The organism is Vibrio sp. D3, from assembly GCF_043995865.1.
In the GTDB taxonomy this organism is placed as follows: Bacteria; Pseudomonadota; Gammaproteobacteria; order Enterobacterales; family Vibrionaceae; genus Vibrio; species Vibrio diabolicus.
The window spans coordinates 1,558,650-1,577,479 of sequence record NZ_CP171887.1 but is presented as its reverse complement, the minus strand read 5'-3'; the positions used below and the strand labels follow the sequence as shown (position 1 = coordinate 1,577,479).

The following is an 18,830-nucleotide window of genomic DNA, read 5'->3' as shown; positions in this document are numbered from 1 at the left end:
GCTCAACGTAGCGCCAACACCTTGCTTTTTATCCTAAACTGTTGGTGGTCAAATAGATTCGCGAGGTTTTGTATGTGGCAAGCAATATCGCAACAGCTTTCTGATACTTTATTATTCGAGTACCAGATCACGGAAAAAGTAAGACTGTCTGGTGGGGATATCAGTGAAAGCTACATGATCAATGACGGCGAACAGCGCTATTTCGTGAAAATTAACGATCGCGAGTTTTTGTCTAAGTTTGAAGTTGAGGCAGAAAGTCTGCATCTTTTGCGCGAGACATCTACCCTATTTGTTCCAGAGGTTGTGTTGGTTGGTAAAACCAAAAACGCCTCATTCCTAATTCTTAACTACCTTCCAACAAAGCCATTAGAAGATGGCCCAAACAGCTTTAAATTAGGACAGCAATTAGCTCACCTTCATCAATGGGGCGAGCAAAAGGAATTTGGTTTTGATACGGATAACTATCTCGGATCCACTCTACAACCCAATAAGTGGCACAAGAAGTGGTGTGTCTTCTTTGCTGAACAACGCATAGGATGGCAATTACAGCTCCTTAAAGAAAAAGGCGTCACTTTAGTTGATATCGACGACTTTATAGATGTCGTAAAACAACTGCTAGCAAACCATGCTCCAGAGCCTTCCTTGCTGCATGGCGATTTATGGAATGGGAATGCGGCTCTCACGGCATGTGGCCCTATCTGTTACGACCCCGCCTGCTACTGGGGTGACAGGGAGTGTGATATTGCGATGACTGAGCTTTTTGGTGGATTTCAGCCGGAATTTTATCAAGGTTATGAATCTGTTATGCCACTTTCTGCTGGTTATCAAGAGCGTAAAGATATCTATAACCTTTACCATGTTCTCAACCATTGCAATTTATTTGGCGGCCATTACTTGGAGCAGGCTCAACAAGTTATTAATAAAATTATTTCTTATTAATTTGGAAGCCACTGCATATTTCAAGATGTAAAACCTCGAGGCACATCACTACAGAAAATGACCCTAAGCTCAAGGTTGAGTTTGGGGTCAAGTTTTATACTTATTTCGACTCAATTAGCAACAACTCCACCTAATATCAAAGGAGACTTAACTTTGGATTGTGCCTATTTTCCTTGTAGGCAAAGTAAGTGAAGGGCTGTACTTCCTTAAAGAATAGAGTGTTTAAAAGCCCTGCGATATTAGGAGTTGTTGTATGAAAAATTATACCGAAAGGCATGTCAAATGCCCCCATTGTGGACATTCAATCGGCATTACACTAGATGCAAGTAATGGTGACCAAGAGTTTTATGATGATTGTCCAGCTTGTTGCCATGCCATTCACTTAAATATGCGAGTAGATGAGCTGCAAGATAAAGTCGAACTGTTTATCGATGACAATTACGAATAACAACTCGAGCATGTAAGCGTTGGAAACACAAAGTCACTTGAATTAAAAAGGAGCGCTTGGCTCCTTTTTATCATTCTAAAGCTGTTTTGCTGCGAGAACTCGCTCAACAGTATCAACTATGGCCTGAGTCTGAGGGTCAAACTCAATATTAACGCGGTCCCCTACTTGTCTTACTCCAAAGAGTGTTCGTTGCAAGGTTTCTGGAATTAGATGTACTGAAAAACGACACGCTTCAACCTCACCAATCGTCAAAGAACAACCATCCAAGCCGATATAGCCTTTCGCTAACACATATTTCATTGATTCTTGCGGCAGTTGGAACCAAATAGTGCGGTTATTAGGCGTATCGATGATCTCGACAATATCAGCCATCAAACTAATATGGCCAGACATGCTATGTCCGCCAATTTCATCACCAAACTTGGCAGCTCGCTCAATGTTTACGCTGTCACCTTCAACTAGCTCGCCTAAGTTGGTGAGAGCCAATGTCGCTTGCATTAAATCAAAGCTGATAAGGTTGCCATTTATATTGGTCACGGTCAGGCAGCAGCCATTGTGAGCGACAGATGCCCCTATTTCTAATCCTTTACAAAGCTCATCGCTTAACTCGACAACATGCGTTTGAAAGCGTTCTTTTTTATCAATTTTAACGACCTTAGCCGTACCCTGAACTATTCCTGTAAACATTCTTTTTACCTATTGATTTCATACAAGCTGCAATCGATGACAGAGCCTGAAGCACAGCACTGTGTATCGAGATAAAACCTGTAGATTATAGAGCAACGACCTATTGAAAAATGGAGCCTTGTTCTCATACATGCTTCTTACATTAACATGATTTATTACAGCTCTCAGTATTAGCGTATCCTGAGCTTAGCGAGCATTAAGTTAGTGTTATCCACTATTCGCAACCTAACTATGGAATATAAACATACAATTGTTTATCATTTGCGCGGAGTTTCTCCGAGGCATTTTTTCACCTTATCGTGACTAAAATCAACCATCAGATCAGTTCACCACATCTTTTGTCCTCGAGCGCTCTCATTCTTTCAACTTATTGTTCCGCTCTGGAGTATTTTTCGTGCATCGCTATAAAGAAGAAGCATCAAGTCTCATCAAATTGGCGACCCCGGTATTGATCGCATCTGTTGCTCAAACTGGTATGGGGTTTGTTGATACCGTTATGGCCGGAGGCGTTAGTGCCACCGACATGGCTGCGGTTTCTGTCGCTTCAAGTATTTGGCTTCCATCCATTTTATTTGGTGTGGGTTTGTTAATGGCGTTAGTCCCTGTTGTCGCACAGTTAAATGGCTCTGGTCGTCGAGTAAAAATCCCGTTTGAAATTCAACAAGGCGTCGTTTTGGCATTGTTGATCAGTGTGCCGATTATTGCAGTGCTGCTTCAAACCCAATTTATTCTCGGATTTATGGATGTTGAAACGCTGATGGCAGAAAAAACAGTGGGGTACATTCATGCTGTTATCTTAGCAGTCCCTGCCTTCTTGCTTTTTCAAACGCTTAGAAGCTTTACGGATGGTATGTCATTGACGAAACCAGCAATGGTCATTGGCTTTATCGGTTTACTGCTCAACATTCCTCTAAACTGGATTTTCGTGTATGGCAAGTTTGGTGCACCTGAATTAGGCGGTGTTGGCTGTGGTGTTGCAACCACGATTGTTTACTGGGTCATGTTTGCCCTACTATTGCTTTATGTAATGACATCAGATCGACTTAAAAGCATCAACTTATTTGGTGAATGGCATCGACCACAATGGAAAGCGCAAGTTCGTCTGTTCAAGCTCGGCTTTCCTGTTGCAGCAGCGCTGTTCTTTGAAGTGACACTATTTGCTGTCGTTGCACTATTGGTTTCACCACTAGGACCAATCATCGTTGCGGCGCACCAGGTTGCGATTAACTTCTCGTCGCTAGTATTTATGCTTCCAATGAGTATCGGTGCCGCAGTGAGTATTCGTGTCGGACACCGACTTGGCGAAGAAAACGTTGATGGCGCTCGCGTTGCTTCACGAGTGGGCATAATGGTTGGTCTAGGTTTATCTGTTCTTACAGCGATATTAACCGTATTGTCTCGTGAATGGATCGCCGAACTTTACACTAGCAACCCTGAGGTCATCACTCTAGCGATGCAACTGCTCGTATTTGCTGCTGTTTATCAATGTACGGACGCAGTTCAGGTAATCGCGGCAGGTGCACTGCGTGGCTATAAAGATATGCGAGCCATCTTCAACCGTACGTTTATCGCCTACTGGATTCTTGGTTTACCAATGGGTTACGTACTTGGCCGCACAGACTGGATCGTCGAGCCAATGGGAGCGCAAGGTTTCTGGCTAGGCTTTATCATCGGCCTTTCTTCTGCCGCACTTATGTTAGGGGTAAGAATGCGCTGGATGCACCGCCAAGAACCAGAGGTGCAATTGAACTTTTCAGTTCAGTGATAATAAGAAAAAGCCAGCACACGCTGGCTTTTTTGATCGAATAATAACGCTGTTGAGTATACTTATAGCAAGCTTGTGAGTCAGTTCAGCCTGCTCTTTTGGTGACGAATACGAAGTTATAAAAAGGATATTTGTGCGGTCTATTTTATTGTTTTTAGTCTTGTTTCTTAACGGTTGCGATAACTGGTTCAACCCAGAAAACGCCATGTTTGACAAGTATCACCAACGTGTCGCCAATGTGTTGGACGCTCCTACTCTTCCAATCGAATCGCAACCTACGGTGACCATACCTGCAAAACGCGACTTATTCGAGCCACTTCCCAGGCTATCGATTGGTTTACTAGAAAGCTACCAATTACGCCAGTGTGGATTATTCAATCTACTTGCCGAGAAAAACTCGCAACTTGGTAAGGTGCAGGATGCATTTCATGATTTTGATTACCAAACTTCACTGTTACGAGTCATGAATCGATGTCTATCCGAATTTCCGCTTAGCGATGAAGAACGCGCTACATTGACAGAGCTTTATTCGACTAAGTGGCAACATTTAGACATTCATCTCGACAACTTACTACTCGCGAGTGATGCAATGCAAAAGCAGCTAACGGCGTCGGATTGGCTATCTCAAGAAACGACGAATGATATTGCACGTATTAACGACGTCTATCGTCTTTTCAGTGAGATGTACGGCTTGCCTCATCGCGCCATTTCACGTCTGCCCGATATTGAGATTGTGCAATATCAAGAAGAGCTAGAGAAATCTCGTTTAATCGGACGACTTTACTATTCGATGGTAAACACATCCCTTTGGTTAAAAGTGACAACTCAGCTACTTGAGCAGAATCAGAGCAATGTATTGTGCGGGCCAAACCGAGACGTAACCCAGTTCCGCTACCTAAGAAATGTCTTTCAATCCATTTACGTTGAAGAAGTGCAACCTTACTTAGCCTATTTAGACAGTACCTATCAGCAACTTCATGATGGCGCCACCTTGATAGAAAAGCGTATGCAACTTCATGGTCATCAATATGGCCTAAAAGAAGCACACAAAACCTTTAGACAAGAAACCCTAAACCACGTTCAGTTTTGGCAGGGTCTCTTCAAGCGATGCGGCGTAACCGTTGGCAACTAGTAAGTGCAGAGCGTTCTATTCCTTCAGCCTCTCACGCAAGAATCGGGCAAAACGTGGTTTACCGGTATGAGTAAAACCGTTGTACCTGAACGTGACGGTTGAACCTATTTTTGGGGGCTGACGGCGTACTTCATCGGTAAACCCACTACCGATGTAAAACTCTGTACCATCTGGCAAGCGAACTAACATCGCCCCCATCATACCCAATAAACGCCCCGTGCCTGGCTTATAGCCCACGACTAGCGCTTCATCATCCGCGTATCGTTTCAGTTTAAGTAAATCACTTCCACGTCCAGCTTGATAACGGCTTGATACCTTACGTAGCATCACCCCTTCACCATCGGATATTGAAATCTTATCCAATTGCGTAAACAGGTGGGCTTCATTTTGGATCGCTCGGTGTTCGACATATTTGATATGAGGTTGGTCTACTTCGAGCACTAAGTCTTTGATGTTGTAATAACGCTTCCGGTAATCACCAGCAGAATACGGCATATCAAAGATCATAAAATCAATGTTTCGCCAAGCTGACTCCACAGGCGTTTTATCCAAAACCGTTTGTTGTACGAGATGAAAATTGCCTCGTCCCGCCCATAGCTCACCATCTAACGGATAGTCAGGTAGTGAATCTATAAACCAATCTGGAGCGTAGATTCGGTTACCATTTCTCGTCACGAGATGTTGTCCTGTCCAATAGGCGCGAATGCCGTCGAGTTTTTCGCTATACCAGTATTCAGATACATCGATACCATCTTGATAGCTTTGCGCAAGAGAAACTGGAGGCGTGAGAGAAGTATCAGCTTGAAGCTGAGAAGACGCTGTCATAACAGCCAGCGCGATTAATGTCATTTTTAATGGCATAAGAAGACCTTGTACAAAAAAGCGCCTTTATTGAACCGTAACTCCTCTCGATGACCTATTTGTTACTAGTCATTCTTCGACTCAGAACAATCAACTTAAGTAATGATTTGCAAGGACAATCATAAACTTTAGACAGATTTTGCATTTAATATTTACACATTGTTCACAATAAGATGGGTGAGTCTCAAATCAAGTCGCAACCTAATCTCGATGAGACTCTTGCTTTAGCGAACGATCTTAATTCGACACCTCTCCTGAGCAAGCCGTTTGTCTATGCGTTTTTGATTCTCAAATTGAGAACCTATTCCTTCTCAATTTGAATGACATCAACAAAAAATCATAACCATTTGATTTTATTTGCATTTAAATCTGGCACGTTACCTGCTCTATATCCAAGTAGAGAAAACAAACGGAGATAGAGTCATGGAATTACGCAAACTAGAAATTAATCAAGACAAATTAGCCATTGAGTTTTTTGGTGACTTAGACGCAAGTGGCTGTCGACAAGCACAACATCACATTGATGAAGTAATTCACGACAATCATCACAAAGAAGTCGAAATTAACCTACAGCACGTCCAATTTCTTGATTCTTCAGGGATTGGTGCCATTGTTTACTTATATAAGCGTCTAGTTGAACGTGAAAGAAGCATGAGTATTGAAAACGTATCAGGCCAACCTTTAGAAATCATGAGCTTGCTTCGTATTAACCATGCTATTCCCGTTAACTCAAAAGGACACTAAAAATACCGGTTTAAACGGAGGTTGGCATGGTAAATCTTATACGACGATATGTAGTAAGCGGTCTTGTTGTCGGCATGTTTGGTTGTTCGTCGTTTGACTACCCAGACCACGGAAAAGGTGGCTTGGCGGAAAACTATCAAGATATCTCAATTGAAAATTATCAGTTTTCCCCAGTCATGCCCGATGAACCGTTAGGTCCAGAGCATGGGTTGAGGTTTGATTGGCAACTCACCAAGCTACACCTAGACGCGTTGATTCAAGAAGGCGCACGCTGGTGCTTTCCTGCAGCAGTAGTGCAAGCGCTTGAGAAGCAAAACAGAATCGCACGTGAGCTAGAAGGCGGACTTCTACTCGATGCTGCTAACGATCTGGTGATTCAACGTCGACGTTTAAACCAACTTGAACAGCAACTCGACTATGTATTAAGCCAAACCACTTGTACGCCACCCGATGATATTGAAGCATTGCGTAGCGATTTGAACGTCGTCGCTGAAATTTATGCACTCCTCAATATTGATAACCAATTTGCTGTCGATTCAGCAGAAATTAATCCAAAGTACATGGGACATTTGGCAGAAGCTGCCTACATTTTACGTGACCACCCTAACCTAACTCTTGTGGTGACTGGGCATGCCGATGTCACTGGCTCACCAGATTACAACCAGAAACTCGCTCAAGCGCGTGCAGAACAAGTGAAGCGTTACCTGACTGTATTTGGCATCACTTCAGAACGCGTAACCACCAAATCTGTGGGAGATAGCCTGCCGCTTTATGAGGGTGAAACACCTGCCGTGCGTTTAACCAATCGCCGCGTAAGCATCGAGGTTATTAGCCCTAATTCAGATAGCGATACCTCAGTAAATCGCAATCTATCTGTAGGAGGTGCGCTATGAACACGATGAAACCATTTATCACCTTAGTTCTTTTGTGCTTGGTCGCTTGGGTACCTACTTCGTCAGCTGATGAAAACAATACTGTTAAGGTCGGCGATTTAATTCAGATTAACCTACCTGGAGAAGCTTCTTTAAATAAAGGGTTTCAAGTCGATCGCCGTGGGCGTATTAACTTACCAGAAGTCGGCCCTGTATTTGTTGCTGGATATAATGAGCAACAACTCCAAGACGTGATTATCGAAACGCTAAAAACCGTATATCGTGACGTAAACAACGCTCGAGTCTTTATCAAACAACAACAGTTATTAGTGTCAGTCCAAGGCTACGTGGTCAAACCCGGGGAATATACCTTACCTTCAGGTTCCAACATTCAAATGTTTGTATACGAAGCTGGCGGCCTTCGCGCTGGTGCTCAGCTCGATAAAATGATCGTTAAACGCGGCGACAAAAACATCGAGTTTGACTACAAACGTTTCCTTGATACTGGTGACAATAGCCAGCTCCCGAAATTGGAATCGCTGGACGTACTGTTTGTTCCAGCATCTCCACTCGTTGGGAATATTGAGCAGGAATTTGATGCAGCAAAACTCGCGAACTCAGGCGACAGCGCAGACTCCGCTCGTGCCATCAAAGTCTTTGGTGAAGTTAATGCTCCCGGCTCATTCTCTTACAAACCGAACACCACGCTCGTTGATGTCGTGATGAGAGCTGGCGGCGTAACACGATATGCCAGTGTTGAGCAAATTCGCGTGATCACAAATAACAACCCAACCATGTTTAATCTAAAAAAGTATCTGGATACGGGTGATCAAAGCTTACTACCAGAAATCCTACCGGGTGCCACCATTTTTGTTCCAAAACAGGAAGAAGAAATCAAAGCGGGTGCAAATGTGGTTTATGTCATGGGTGAAGTTGCTCACCCTGGCGCGTATGAAGGAAAGCAAGACGCTAGCTTCATGGATATTCTCGCCAATGCAGGCGGGCCTACTCGCTATGCAGAATCTCGCCAAATTCGTGTCATAAAAGCCGATGGTAAGGTCATCAAATTCGACCTAACCGCGCATACCGAGGGGCTGTCTTCGGTTAGACCACCGAATGTCGGACCTGGAGACGCGATTTTCGTCCCTGAGAAAACCGATTTCAACGAGAAGTCATGGCTAAAAGTGGCGCCAAGTCGAGCGGTCGCTGTGATGGGAGAAGTCGTGCGCCCGGGACGTATTGAATGGTCAGACGAAATGGATTTAATTGATCTGCTTGCGCATGTTGGCGGCCCAACACGTCGAGCTGACACCACCAAAATTGAAGTCGCCAATAATGGTCAAATGACACAGTTCGATTTAGATCAATACATTTTAGATGGCTCACCAACATCGAATCTGCCCCGAGTTGCTGCTGGTACGGTCGTAAGAGTCCATGCATTACCTGACGATCCATCAGACAACAAATCGCAATGGGTAAGCCAGAGCTCTGATGCCTCGATATATGTTTTCGGTCAAATCAATGCCCCTGGCCGCTATCGCTTTACTGAAGAGATGCACTTTCTGGATATTTTATCTGCCGCCGATGGACCAACAATGGATGCCGATATTCACAATATTCGTGTGACGCACCGAGGCCTAGGCTATGCCAAAGTGAGTAAATTGAATTTGTCGATGTACTTTGAAACGGGCGATGAGTCTATTCTGCCCCACGTTCGTCCTGGCGATACCATTTATATTCCGGAAAAAAACAAAAACTGGTTGGATCGCTCCAAAGAATCCACCGTGCGTGTATTAGGTGAAGTAAGAGACCCTGGGCGCTATGTATTTAATGACAACATGACGGTACTTGACTTGCTGGCCGAAGCAGGAGGCCCGACAAACAATGCGTATCTTGAAAAAATCAGTGTGGTCAACATGTCTTGCTGTCAGGGCCAAGCTCGAACATTTGATTTGGTGAACTTTAGCAAAACCGCCAACATTTATGATTTACCAGTCATCCGTGCAGGCGACACCATTTATATTCCACATAAAGACGAAAGCTTTGCTGAAAAAGCAAGAGCCGGATTAAGAGATATTTTACAAATCACCACAACCATCGTGTTAATAGGAGCGTTGTAATGACTATTCCTGCCACTCACGCTGAGATTGAGCAAATTTATCTTCAGAGTGAACAAAAAGGCCACAAAACGATTTGTGTTGTAGGTTGTAAGTCTGAAGACGGCGTCACTTCCGTGGCTTCATCTCTAGCAGAGCGTCTGGTTTTAGCTGGGCACAATACTTTGTATGTGGATCTTAACCTGTTCAAGCCCGCGTATCGCACCATTCACGAGTTTGATGATACAGAAAAAGTTGGCCACCTGATCACAAGAGAAAATACGCATCAAACCTTAGTCGGTCTCCCTGCTCCATCTCTCGCCAGCACTCAATTGGCGTACCGAGATCCGACAATGCTGAAGCGCAATATTGCAGAGTGGTTAACGCAGTACGAGCGCGTCGTGATAGACACATCTCCACTTCTGAGTGTCAACCGAAGCAATATTGCCCCTCAAGTGATTGCGGGCGTATGTGATGCCACCTTATTAGTCGCACATTATGGCTCTACGACGGCAACCCAACTCGAACAAGCCAAAAAACTACTTGATGCTAGCGATGCGAATTTGATTGGTTCTGTGCTGAATATGAAGCATACACCTAGCCTGAAAGATGAGTTGATCCGCCAAGTTTCCAAGCTACGCTTTTTACCCAAAAAGTGGAAAGAAAAGATATCTCAACAAATTAAGAAAAGTGAACTGTTTATGTTATAGGGAGCGCCAATATGACTGCAAATAACACACCGACTATCGAACAAGAATTGGTGGATGAACACATTCTCCAGCAAATGATCAAAGATACGTGCGCCGAAATCATCCCTACGCTGATTGAACACTATATTGAAGAGTCACGAGAGCGCATGGAGAAAATAGAGCAAGCATTAAGCGCGAGAGACATCCAAACATTAGAGTTCGAAGTTCATACACTCGGCAGCTCTGCCCTTGCTTTAGGTAACCGAACGCTTTCCAGACAAGCAAGAATGATTGAGAAATATTGTGTGGAAGGGAAAACACTAGAAGCATTGGCTCTCTGTGAGTCCCTCTCCCAGCTGGCCAATGAATCGTTTGACGCGCTAGAAAAGCGAAAAGATCAAGGGTTCGAGTAACAGTTTCAATGATAAATTACCTTATGAATCATCGCACTTATTAAAGTGCGATGCCGATATCATCTAAGACATTTACAATTTAACTTAATCAATTAAAAAGTATGGATTTTTCGCAAATTTCCCACCTTGTGCTAATACTTAGATAACGCTTTTCTCAAATTGAGAATATTCAGCACTAGAGAGCACTAAGTCATATAACTCGCTCATCACGCCAAATACAAATAATAGTGCTGACAAAAATCATAAAAGTGAAACGAACTACGTTGGGATAGGACTATGAGACCAAGGGTGTTACTGGTAGAAGACTCTACTTCACTAGCCATACTTTATAAGCAGTACGTCAAAGACGAACCTTATGACATTTTTCATGTCGAAACAGGTCGCGAAGCAATTCAATTTATTGAAAGAAGCAAACCTCAACTCATCATTCTCGATTTGAAACTGCCCGATATGTCTGGTGAAGACGTATTGGATTGGATAAACCAAAATGACATTCCTACCTCCGTTATTATTGCTACAGCGCATGGCAGCGTAGACTTAGCCGTTAACCTAATTCAAAAAGGTGCGGAAGATTTCTTAGAAAAACCTATTAACGCTGATCGCCTAAAAACTTCTGTTGCATTACACCTCAAACGCGCCAAATTGGAAGATTTAGTAGAAAATATTCAGTCCAAGTTTGATCGCCATAACTATCACGGATTTATCGGTTCAAGTCTCCCAATGCAGGCGGTATATAAAACTATTGATGCCGTTGCTCCAACATCTGCCAGTGTCTTTATTGTGGGTGAAAGCGGCACAGGTAAAGAAGTCTGTGCTGAAGCCGTGCACCGTCAGAGCAACCGTAAAGACAAGCCTTTTATTGCTATTAACTGCGGGGCTATCCCACGAGATTTAATGGAAAGTGAGATTTTTGGCCACGTCAAAGGCGCATTTACCGGGGCCACAACAGACCGAAAAGGTGCTGCGACGCTGGCTCACGGTGGGACGCTTTTTCTCGATGAACTGTGTGAAATGGAACTTGAGATGCAAAAGAAGTTGCTCCGTTTTCTTCAAACAGGAACCTACACACCGCTTGGTGGCACTCGAGAGATGAAGGTGGATGTCCGAATCATTTGTGCCACCAACCGAGATCCATTAACAGAAGTGGAAGAAGGTCGTTTTCGTGAAGATTTGTATTACCGCGTACACGTAATACCTATCGATATGCCCCCTCTGCGCGAGCGAGGAAGTGACATTGTCACGCTAGCCAAGCACTTTTTGACCACTTATGCCAAACAGGACAAAAAGAAATTCTCAACAATCGACAGCGAAGCTCAACATATCATCAAGCACTACGAATGGCCGGGTAATGTAAGGCAATTACAAAACATCATACGTAACATTGTGGTGCTTAATAATGACGAAAAAGTCACGGTGAATCACCTACCCGCTCAACTGACTAGAAAGTCTAAAACGGTGAGAACATCCACTCCCGCACATGTAACTCAAGAGCCAGCAAACCCTACAACAATAACATCCCAACCTGTGTATGTTGAGGAACAGTCGGCCCCCGCTAGAGAACCGTCAATACCGACACCGGAACCTAACATACAATCCTCAGCGGCTGCCTCGCCGTACTTTAACTCTGAAGGAACCATTCGCCCTATGTGGCAAGTGGAACGTGAGGCGATTCAAAACGCAATCGCATACTGTGATGGCAACGTTCTCAATGCCGCCGTAATGCTGGAGCTAAGCCCATCTACGGTTTACCGAAAAAAACAAGCATGGGAAGCGGATGAAATTAATCTCGAACAATCTTGAGAAACCTGACGTTGGTGAAATTTGGATTTTTCTTGATAGCCGCCTGTTTGGCGGTATCGAAAGTCACGTCATAGAGCTTGCTCGTGGATTAATGACATTTGGGCACAAAGCACGTGTTGTCTTAACGACTGAGTACTCGCCACCAGCACAGATTGTAGAAAAAGCAGAAGAATCCACCATCCCTGTGAGTTACTTGAACCATTTGTCTGGTGAGCCACATAAGGCATTAAAGATCAAACACCTAACAAGCGCAGTCGCCAATCACCAACCATCGGTCATTCACTCCCACGGTTACAAAGCGTCAATCTTAGCGCGCTGTGCCAAGCTACTCACGCGCACATTTCCTCGCTTGATTTCAACTTATCATGCAGGTGAATCATCCTCGGGCAAACTGTGGCTCTATGATTGGCTTGATAGAAGTTCAGGCTACCTCTCTAACCACTGCTTTTCCGTCAGCCCAAGCATTCAGCGCAAAGTCATTTTCCCTTCGGAACTGCTGAATAACTTTGTTTCGATTCCCGATCGTAATCTCAACTATCAAGAAATCGCTTTCGTCGGCCGATTGAGCCAAGAAAAAGGTGCCGACCAATTTATCGAAGTAGCTAAGCTCTGCCCAACACTGCATTTTAGTGTTTTCGGTGATGGACCAGAAAGAGAATCACTGGCCCAAATTGCCCCTTCAAATGTGACATTTTTCGGTCATCAAACTGAAATGGAGACCGTTTGGAAAAACATTGGCGTGCTGGTAATTTCTTCTCGCTATGAAGGTCTGCCTATGGCGGCGCTTGAAGCAATGGCTAGAGGAATAGTCGTGATGAGCCTACGCGTGGGTCGCTTGCCCGATATTATCCAAACTGGCGAAAATGGCTTTATTGTCGATGGCGTCCCATCTCTCGCTCAATGCCTTAAACATTGGATGTCTCTTGATGAAGCGCAGCAATCTCTCATTCGTCAAAACGCTCGGCAGACCATTATTGATGATTTCTCGGCACAAAGCGTTATTCCTGTATTGCTACGAAAATATCAAATTGAAACGGAGCAATAAGCCATATTGGTTCTCAATATGAGAATATTGCTTCTCCCCTTGAGTCCAAGCACAAATATCTAATAATATTCAAACACATAAACTAATGGCATATTTTGGCATCTCTGTTGCAACTCAGCAGTTAACACAAGTTAATGATGAGACAGAGGTGACTTATGACTACTCCAAAACGCATTCTATATGTTCATTATGGTGATAACTGGATTCGCGGCAGTGAAGTGGTACTTCTGGATCTCATCTCAGGGATTGACCGTGATAAGTTTGAGCCATTCGTGTGGTCAAACTGCCAGCCACTAATCGATAAGTGTCAATCGCTCGGAATTGAAGCGGAACATTCTGTTTTCAATCTCGTTGGTGGCTGGAGTGCGCCTCGCTGGGATATTAGCGGATGGAATAGCCTTATCAAACAGGGCTCTGCACTGATCGAAAAACACAATATCGACTTGGTACACGTTAATAGCGGTGGTCCTTGTCAATGGATGTGTTTGGCTGCACGCATGAATCACATCCCACTTGTCACTCAACTTCATTGTCACTATACATTGCGAGATCGCTTCTCTCTTGGGCTACACCTCTCCCCAAAATTGATTTGCGTTAGTAAAGATGTCGGTCGTGAAATTATTCAGGACGGTTACCCAGAAGACCAACTTTATGTTGTGCACAACGGTGTATCGCTTCTGGACTCTGATACGCCCATTGATATCAAGGCTCACCTCGGAATACCTCCACAAGCGTTTACCTTTCTCTCGGTAGGTTCATTGATTAAAAGAAAAGGATTCGACCGCCTTATTCGCGCTATGCGCATGCACAATTACCATCACGATAATCCTCATCTTATTATCGTTGGCGATGGCGAGGAAAGAGAAACATTGCAACAACTTGCTTCGGATCTTGGTATCCAAGACAGAGTCCACTTTGTCGGGGAAAAAAGCAATGCAGGTGCATGGATGTCTGGGAATGCAGACGCTTTTATTAGCGGCGCCTATGAAGAGGCCTTTGGTCTCGTGCTCGGGGAAGCGGCTTTAGCTCAACTGCCTATCGTGGCTCCTAAAACGGGAGGCATTCCTGAGTTGTTCGAGCATAATCACTCTGCACTGCTGTACCAAAATCGCGGAATGGCAAGCTTATTAAACGCAATCCAACAAGTCATGCAAGATGCAGCGCTAAGAAACAAGCTAGCTGAAAACGCCTATCTTCATGCTAGCCAAAACCTCACGACTGCAGCATCCATAAACGCCATTGAACGTATTTATGAAGGTGAGCTTGAGAACAACAGTATTACACCAATGCCAATGACTCACTGCATGAAGCCTCTTTCACGCTGGTTGAGTATCAATTGAGGAGCCCAGTCATGAGACGTGTATTAATGTTCGACGCCATCCCAATGCAAGGTGGTTCTAAGATTGCGAATGCAGAGCTCCTCAAACAGTGCGATAAACTGAACGTAATTGGTTATCTGCTGACCACGAATCCAGAGCATTGGGAGTCACTGCTTAGTGATACGCCTCGTGTGCAGATTATCAAAATCAAACCATCACCACTGAGCTCCACTCATGGCCTCACTTACTGGTTAATGAACGCGTATTACTTTATCCAACTGATTTTTGCGTGCATGAAACTACCAAAGATAGATAGCTTTTTAGGTCTATCTTGCCCGAGTAATGATATGCCTTTGTACCTACTGAGATTAATCAGCAAAAAGCCTGTGGTACAAATGGTTCATGGTCCAATTGGTCGTTCAAGATCTTCCGGCTACTGCTTGGTAAAAGCATCCGCAATTTATTACTTGGCAAACACCCGAGAATCGATGCTAGAGGCCTTACAGGTCTACCTCAAAACAGAGAAGCCAGCAACTGAACGCTATTGGTGTGGTTTGAATGCGTCTACGTTTGTTAACGGACTATCGAGAGACCGCTGGCCAAAACAAGCAAATCCGATTTCAAACCGCGTCTTCTGGGCAGCTAGCTTACTAAAATGGAAGAACATCGATCTTTTTCTTGATGCTTTAACACTTGATAAGACAAAAGAGATCAAATCTACCGTGTGTTACATCAAACCAAATGTGGCAGGTGTGGAATATTCAACACCAGATTTCACCACAAAAGGTGTTGAATGGCATGAATGCCCAGATAACCTAGATGACCTACGTTCTCAGTGTGGTGTGTTTGTTTCCACCAGTATTAACGAACCTTTTGGATTATCCATTTTAGAAGCTCTCGCAGCAGGCATGTGCATCGTCATCCCACATGATGATAGCTACTGGGATCGCGTATTAACGCACGGCCGCAATTGCATCAAGTACACACCAAACAATGTGGCGTCGTTACATAACGCAATTCGCCTTTTGAATGAGTCTCCATGGATGAAAGTGACAATGGGTATCGAAGCACTCAACGTTTCTCAACTTTATACGGCCGAACGTTGTTATCTGCCAATCGCTCAGCACCTTGCAGCAGAATCCGCACCGAATGGCGATTGTAAACTCAAAACACCGCGATACATCAAAGGATATGACCATGTCTAAAGCAATGACCAATATGTCGCTGTTCGCTATCGCGTTAGTGATAAACAAAAGCATCAGCTTAATCATGCTGCCTGTATTGCCCCACTTTCTCTCACCAGAACAAATGGGCAAGCTTGAACTGCTTACCACCTTTGGCGTTGTCACAACCTTATTCGTCAGTTTCGCTTTGCATGAAGCGCTGTATCGATTCGTAGGGGTTGAAAAGGATCAAAATACGCGCACAAGCCTACTAAACCAGCTGTACTCACTTGCTTTGTTCATCGCTGGCATCGTGGCTTTATGCCTACTCACTATCATTATGCTCGCGCCTATTCCTGCTCCTTTTACGCGAGTCGAGTTTGCTATTGTTATGTTTGCTATCGTTCTAGAAGGCAGTATCGCAATCGGTACAGCTTGGTTAAGAACACAGGACGACAAAGCAAGAACCTTACTTAACGTCATGGTGACTACCACTGTTTTTCAGGTCATTTTCATCATCACGGCACTGTCTATTCACCCACATGTTATTTCTGTTTTATGGGGTGGCTTGTTGGCGGCTATTACTCAGTTTGTCTGGCTGCACATCATTAACCGCTACAGCATGACTCTGCCAAATCTGACAGTGGCGAAACAATACCTAAATTACTGTCTGCCAATGATGATGGCTGGATTGGTTGCGTTTTGTCTCAATGGCGCTGAACGCTGGTTCATCGGCGCGAACGCCTCACTTGCGACATTAGGGATTTACGCGATAGCCGTAAAATTTGCGGTTGGCATGTGTATTTTAGTTCAGCCATTTGGCATGTGGTGGATGCCACGTCGATTTAATTACCTAGAAGCGCGTAAGAGTACAGAAGCTGTGCGCATCACTCATCTAGGCATGATTTACATTGCAGGTTTAAGTGTTGCAGTCGGCACATTAGCAATGGTGATGATCACTTACCTGTTACCAGAAACCTATCATGAGGCGGTACTGTTCAGCTTGTTCTTACTGCCTATCGCTATGCTAAAAGAGTGGAGCGAGCTCATTAATATTTCCATTTTGTACAAGCGTCGTACTCGCTGGTTACTGAGTATTAATGTCGTCTCAGCATGCGTTGCAATTGCTTTGCTGTTTGGCCTATCGTCCCTGGGTATCTATGGAGTTTTCATTGCGCTTTATTACGCTCAACTGTGTAAGCTTGGCCTTACTTATGTGGTAGGCCAACAATGCATGCCGTTGCCTTTTCACCTAAGTCTGATGGTTTTATTGCAGATTATCTCCGGTGTGGCACTGTTCCTGCTTCACTCTTCACAATCAATAGGAATCGCCATCGCAATTTGCATTTTGACATGCACTTTGCTGGCAGGGATAGCCACTCGCTATATGAGTAAAGAGACGCTAAATGCGCTCACTCGATACATGGTGAAGTGGCGTGGACAGGTGAAGAGATACTCGTTATGACTGAAACCAAGGTGAGAAGAAAGCAGTCCATCGCAGCGCTGACGATTACCGTCTGTATCGGCCTGCTTTGGATTGTTATGCCTCACCCTATTTTGATTGTCGCACTATGTTTCGCCCCACTTGCTTTACTATTCGTTCTCAACCAAACGTTTTGGCTTGTCACGCTGTTCGTTATTTTTTCATTCTTTCGTATTCATGAAGCGTTTCCCATTATCTATAACTTTAAAATCCCATTGCTACTATCATTGGGGGCACTGGCCGCACTTGCTTTCCACCTTTTGATAAGTCGCCAGCTTACGGCTTTTTGGCACCCTTCATTAAAATGGCTGTGCATATTTTGGGGGCTGGTGATCATCGGTATCGTCTTCGCCTCCAGTCGTGACATTGCCATTACAGTTTTCAAAAATACCTATTGGAAAATCATCATTATGACATTGGCGATCACCTGGCTTATTACCAAGCCTGCTCAGTTAGCACAAATGTCGAAAGCGATAATTTTCGCCGGATTGTTGATTGGTTTAGTCGCATTACAAAACGCAGCGAATGGCATTGATTTAGTCGAAGGGACGCGCGTATCGATTGGACGCTCCATAGGTTCAGTACTCGGCGATCCGAACGACTTGGCGCTGGTATTAATGTTTCCCCTCGCCTTTACCGTTAGTCAGTTAATGGAGAAACGTTCACCTAAGCATCTCCGGCTCTTTGCACTTGTTACCTGTTTGGTATTGTTTTTTGCGATTATTGAGACACAAAGCCGCGGAGGCTTGTTAGGCTCTTTATCGGTATTTGCGTACTTTGCCTTTAAGCACATCAAAAGCAAAACGTTAGTCTTAGTACTAGGCGCCGTAGCAGCCATCGTACTCTACGCATTTGCTGGTATCTCAGGGCGAGAATCGGGTGGCGCAGCCGAGGATGGTATAGATGCCTCTGCGATGGGGCGACTTTACGCGTGGGAAGCCGCATTTAAAATGGCTCTCCACTATCCGTTAACTGGGGTTGGGCTTGATAATTTCTACTTTAATTACTATTTCTATAGCCCTCACTGGGATGGCATCAATCACGCCGTACACAGTACTTGGTTTGGCGTATTAGCAGAAACGGGGTTTGTTGGACTCGCCGTGTTCATTACATTGATTGTGTCATTGATTCGAACCTCTTTGCATTCTATTTCACTACTGACGCCAACATCGGATTACACCCTATCTGTTGGAGCAAATGCAGTCTTAAGTGGGCTGATCGGGACCATCGTATCAGGTACTTTCCTCACTCAAGGTTTCACTTGGCCAATTTACATTCTGGCAGCATTAACGGTTGTCGTTAGCCGAATCGTTCAAAGTGATTGTCAAAATGAGAAACCCTAATTTCAAATACCAATAGAAAGTCTAATTACCT

At 44.3% G+C, this 18,830-nt stretch carries 17 protein-coding genes; 15 read left to right on the top strand and 2 right to left on the bottom strand.

Annotation, left to right across the window (positions count from 1 at the left end):
* Nucleotides 1-72: 72 nt before the first annotated feature.
* Complete coding sequence (locus ACHFJ9_RS15245; protein ID WP_005396217.1) at nt 73-939, top strand: fructosamine kinase family protein; 867 nt, start codon at nt 73-75, stop codon at nt 937-939.
* A gap of 253 nt (nt 940-1,192) precedes the next feature.
* Nucleotides 1,193-1,387: a CPXCG motif-containing cysteine-rich protein gene (locus tag ACHFJ9_RS15240; RefSeq protein WP_005396219.1), complete on the top strand. Its 195-nt coding sequence runs from the start codon at nt 1,193-1,195 to the stop codon at nt 1,385-1,387.
* Between the two features lie 75 nt (nt 1,388-1,462).
* Here the strand turns inward: ACHFJ9_RS15240 and ACHFJ9_RS15235 are convergent, their stop codons facing one another.
* Entirely contained in the window at nt 1,463-2,074 is a 612-nt protein-coding gene (locus tag ACHFJ9_RS15235) for a riboflavin synthase (RefSeq protein ID WP_054867079.1), read from the bottom strand.
* Nucleotides 2,075-2,468: 394 nt separating this feature from the next.
* Between ACHFJ9_RS15235 and ACHFJ9_RS15230 the strand changes: the two genes are divergently transcribed.
* Nucleotides 2,469-3,839, top strand: a complete 1,371-nt coding sequence (locus ACHFJ9_RS15230; RefSeq protein WP_124008853.1) for an MATE family efflux transporter — start codon at nt 2,469-2,471, stop codon at nt 3,837-3,839.
* 133 nt (nt 3,840-3,972) lie between these two features.
* The gene (locus ACHFJ9_RS15225; RefSeq protein ID WP_395357373.1) at nt 3,973-4,971 is read left to right on the top strand and encodes a DUF3080 domain-containing protein; all 999 of its coding nucleotides are present in this window, start codon (nt 3,973-3,975) and stop codon (nt 4,969-4,971) included.
* 15 nt (nt 4,972-4,986) lie between these two features.
* On the opposite strand, the gene ACHFJ9_RS15220 is transcribed toward ACHFJ9_RS15225, so the two are convergent.
* Nucleotides 4,987-5,832, bottom strand: coding sequence for a DNA ligase (locus ACHFJ9_RS15220; RefSeq protein ID WP_048626372.1), 846 nt, complete (start codon nt 5,830-5,832; stop codon nt 4,987-4,989).
* Nucleotides 5,833-6,255: 423 nt separating this feature from the next.
* Between ACHFJ9_RS15220 and ACHFJ9_RS15215 the strand changes: the two genes are divergently transcribed.
* From ACHFJ9_RS15215 to ACHFJ9_RS15165, 11 genes are all read left to right on the top strand, one after another.
* A complete protein-coding gene (locus ACHFJ9_RS15215) occupies nt 6,256-6,576 on the top strand; it encodes an STAS domain-containing protein (protein WP_005394270.1) in 321 nt (106 codons plus the stop codon).
* Nucleotides 6,577-6,602: 26 nt separating this feature from the next.
* The gene (locus tag ACHFJ9_RS15210; protein ID WP_046875254.1) at nt 6,603-7,469 is read left to right on the top strand and encodes an OmpA family protein; all 867 of its coding nucleotides are present in this window, start codon (nt 6,603-6,605) and stop codon (nt 7,467-7,469) included.
* Nucleotides 7,466-9,568: an SLBB domain-containing protein gene (locus ACHFJ9_RS15205; protein WP_104974121.1), complete on the top strand. Its 2,103-nt coding sequence runs from the start codon at nt 7,466-7,468 to the stop codon at nt 9,566-9,568. Before ACHFJ9_RS15210 ends, ACHFJ9_RS15205 begins: the two co-directional genes overlap by 4 nt.
* Complete coding sequence (locus ACHFJ9_RS15200) at nt 9,568-10,254, top strand: AAA family ATPase (RefSeq protein ID WP_047008761.1); 687 nt, start codon at nt 9,568-9,570, stop codon at nt 10,252-10,254. Before ACHFJ9_RS15205 ends, ACHFJ9_RS15200 begins: the two co-directional genes overlap by 1 nt.
* Before the next feature lie 11 nt (nt 10,255-10,265).
* The gene (locus ACHFJ9_RS15195) at nt 10,266-10,646 is read left to right on the top strand and encodes an Hpt domain-containing protein (RefSeq protein WP_256965217.1); all 381 of its coding nucleotides are present in this window, start codon (nt 10,266-10,268) and stop codon (nt 10,644-10,646) included.
* Nucleotides 10,647-10,922: 276 nt separating this feature from the next.
* Entirely contained in the window at nt 10,923-12,446 is a 1,524-nt protein-coding gene (locus tag ACHFJ9_RS15190) for a sigma-54-dependent transcriptional regulator (protein WP_395357369.1), read from the top strand.
* Nucleotides 12,421-13,491: a glycosyltransferase family 4 protein gene (locus ACHFJ9_RS15185; RefSeq protein WP_395357367.1), complete on the top strand. Its 1,071-nt coding sequence runs from the start codon at nt 12,421-12,423 to the stop codon at nt 13,489-13,491. The genes ACHFJ9_RS15190 and ACHFJ9_RS15185 overlap by 26 nt, the downstream gene beginning before the upstream one ends.
* A gap of 155 nt (nt 13,492-13,646) precedes the next feature.
* Nucleotides 13,647-14,831, top strand: coding sequence for a glycosyltransferase (locus ACHFJ9_RS15180; protein WP_395357365.1), 1,185 nt, complete (start codon nt 13,647-13,649; stop codon nt 14,829-14,831).
* Between the two features lie 11 nt (nt 14,832-14,842).
* Nucleotides 14,843-16,015, top strand: coding sequence for a glycosyltransferase family 4 protein (locus ACHFJ9_RS15175; protein ID WP_395357363.1), 1,173 nt, complete (start codon nt 14,843-14,845; stop codon nt 16,013-16,015).
* Entirely contained in the window at nt 16,008-17,438 is a 1,431-nt protein-coding gene (locus tag ACHFJ9_RS15170) for a lipopolysaccharide biosynthesis protein (protein WP_395357361.1), read from the top strand. Before ACHFJ9_RS15175 ends, ACHFJ9_RS15170 begins: the two co-directional genes overlap by 8 nt.
* On the top strand, nt 17,435-18,799 hold the full coding sequence (locus ACHFJ9_RS15165) for an O-antigen ligase family protein (protein WP_395357359.1): 1,365 nt from the start codon (nt 17,435-17,437) through the stop codon (nt 18,797-18,799). The genes ACHFJ9_RS15170 and ACHFJ9_RS15165 overlap by 4 nt, the downstream gene beginning before the upstream one ends.
* Nucleotides 18,800-18,830: the final 31 nt, after the last annotated feature.

Bases quoted from the DNA above. Each gene is read 5' to 3' on its own strand.
- ACHFJ9_RS15175 (WP_395357363.1), top strand. From the start codon at position 14,843: ATGAGACGTGTATTAATGTTCGACGCCATCCCAATGCAAGGTGGTTCT.
- ACHFJ9_RS15185 (WP_395357367.1), top strand. From the start codon at position 12,421: ATGAAATTAATCTCGAACAATCTTGAGAAACCTGACGTTGGTGAAATT.
- ACHFJ9_RS15180 (WP_395357365.1), top strand. From the start codon at position 13,647: ATGACTACTCCAAAACGCATTCTATATGTTCATTATGGTGATAACTGG.
- ACHFJ9_RS15220 (WP_048626372.1), bottom strand. From the start codon at position 5,832: ATGCCATTAAAAATGACATTAATCGCGCTGGCTGTTATGACAGCGTCT.
- ACHFJ9_RS15165 (WP_395357359.1), top strand. From the start codon at position 17,435: ATGACTGAAACCAAGGTGAGAAGAAAGCAGTCCATCGCAGCGCTGACG.
- ACHFJ9_RS15170 (WP_395357361.1), top strand. From the start codon at position 16,008: ATGTCTAAAGCAATGACCAATATGTCGCTGTTCGCTATCGCGTTAGTG.
- ACHFJ9_RS15200 (WP_047008761.1), top strand. From the start codon at position 9,568: ATGACTATTCCTGCCACTCACGCTGAGATTGAGCAAATTTATCTTCAG.
- ACHFJ9_RS15215 (WP_005394270.1), top strand. From the start codon at position 6,256: ATGGAATTACGCAAACTAGAAATTAATCAAGACAAATTAGCCATTGAG.
- ACHFJ9_RS15240 (WP_005396219.1), top strand. From the start codon at position 1,193: ATGAAAAATTATACCGAAAGGCATGTCAAATGCCCCCATTGTGGACAT.
- ACHFJ9_RS15195 (WP_256965217.1), top strand. From the start codon at position 10,266: ATGACTGCAAATAACACACCGACTATCGAACAAGAATTGGTGGATGAA.
- ACHFJ9_RS15245 (WP_005396217.1), top strand. From the start codon at position 73: ATGTGGCAAGCAATATCGCAACAGCTTTCTGATACTTTATTATTCGAG.
- ACHFJ9_RS15205 (WP_104974121.1), top strand. From the start codon at position 7,466: ATGAACACGATGAAACCATTTATCACCTTAGTTCTTTTGTGCTTGGTC.
- ACHFJ9_RS15190 (WP_395357369.1), top strand. From the start codon at position 10,923: ATGAGACCAAGGGTGTTACTGGTAGAAGACTCTACTTCACTAGCCATA.
- ACHFJ9_RS15235 (WP_054867079.1), bottom strand. From the start codon at position 2,074: ATGTTTACAGGAATAGTTCAGGGTACGGCTAAGGTCGTTAAAATTGAT.
- ACHFJ9_RS15210 (WP_046875254.1), top strand. From the start codon at position 6,603: ATGGTAAATCTTATACGACGATATGTAGTAAGCGGTCTTGTTGTCGGC.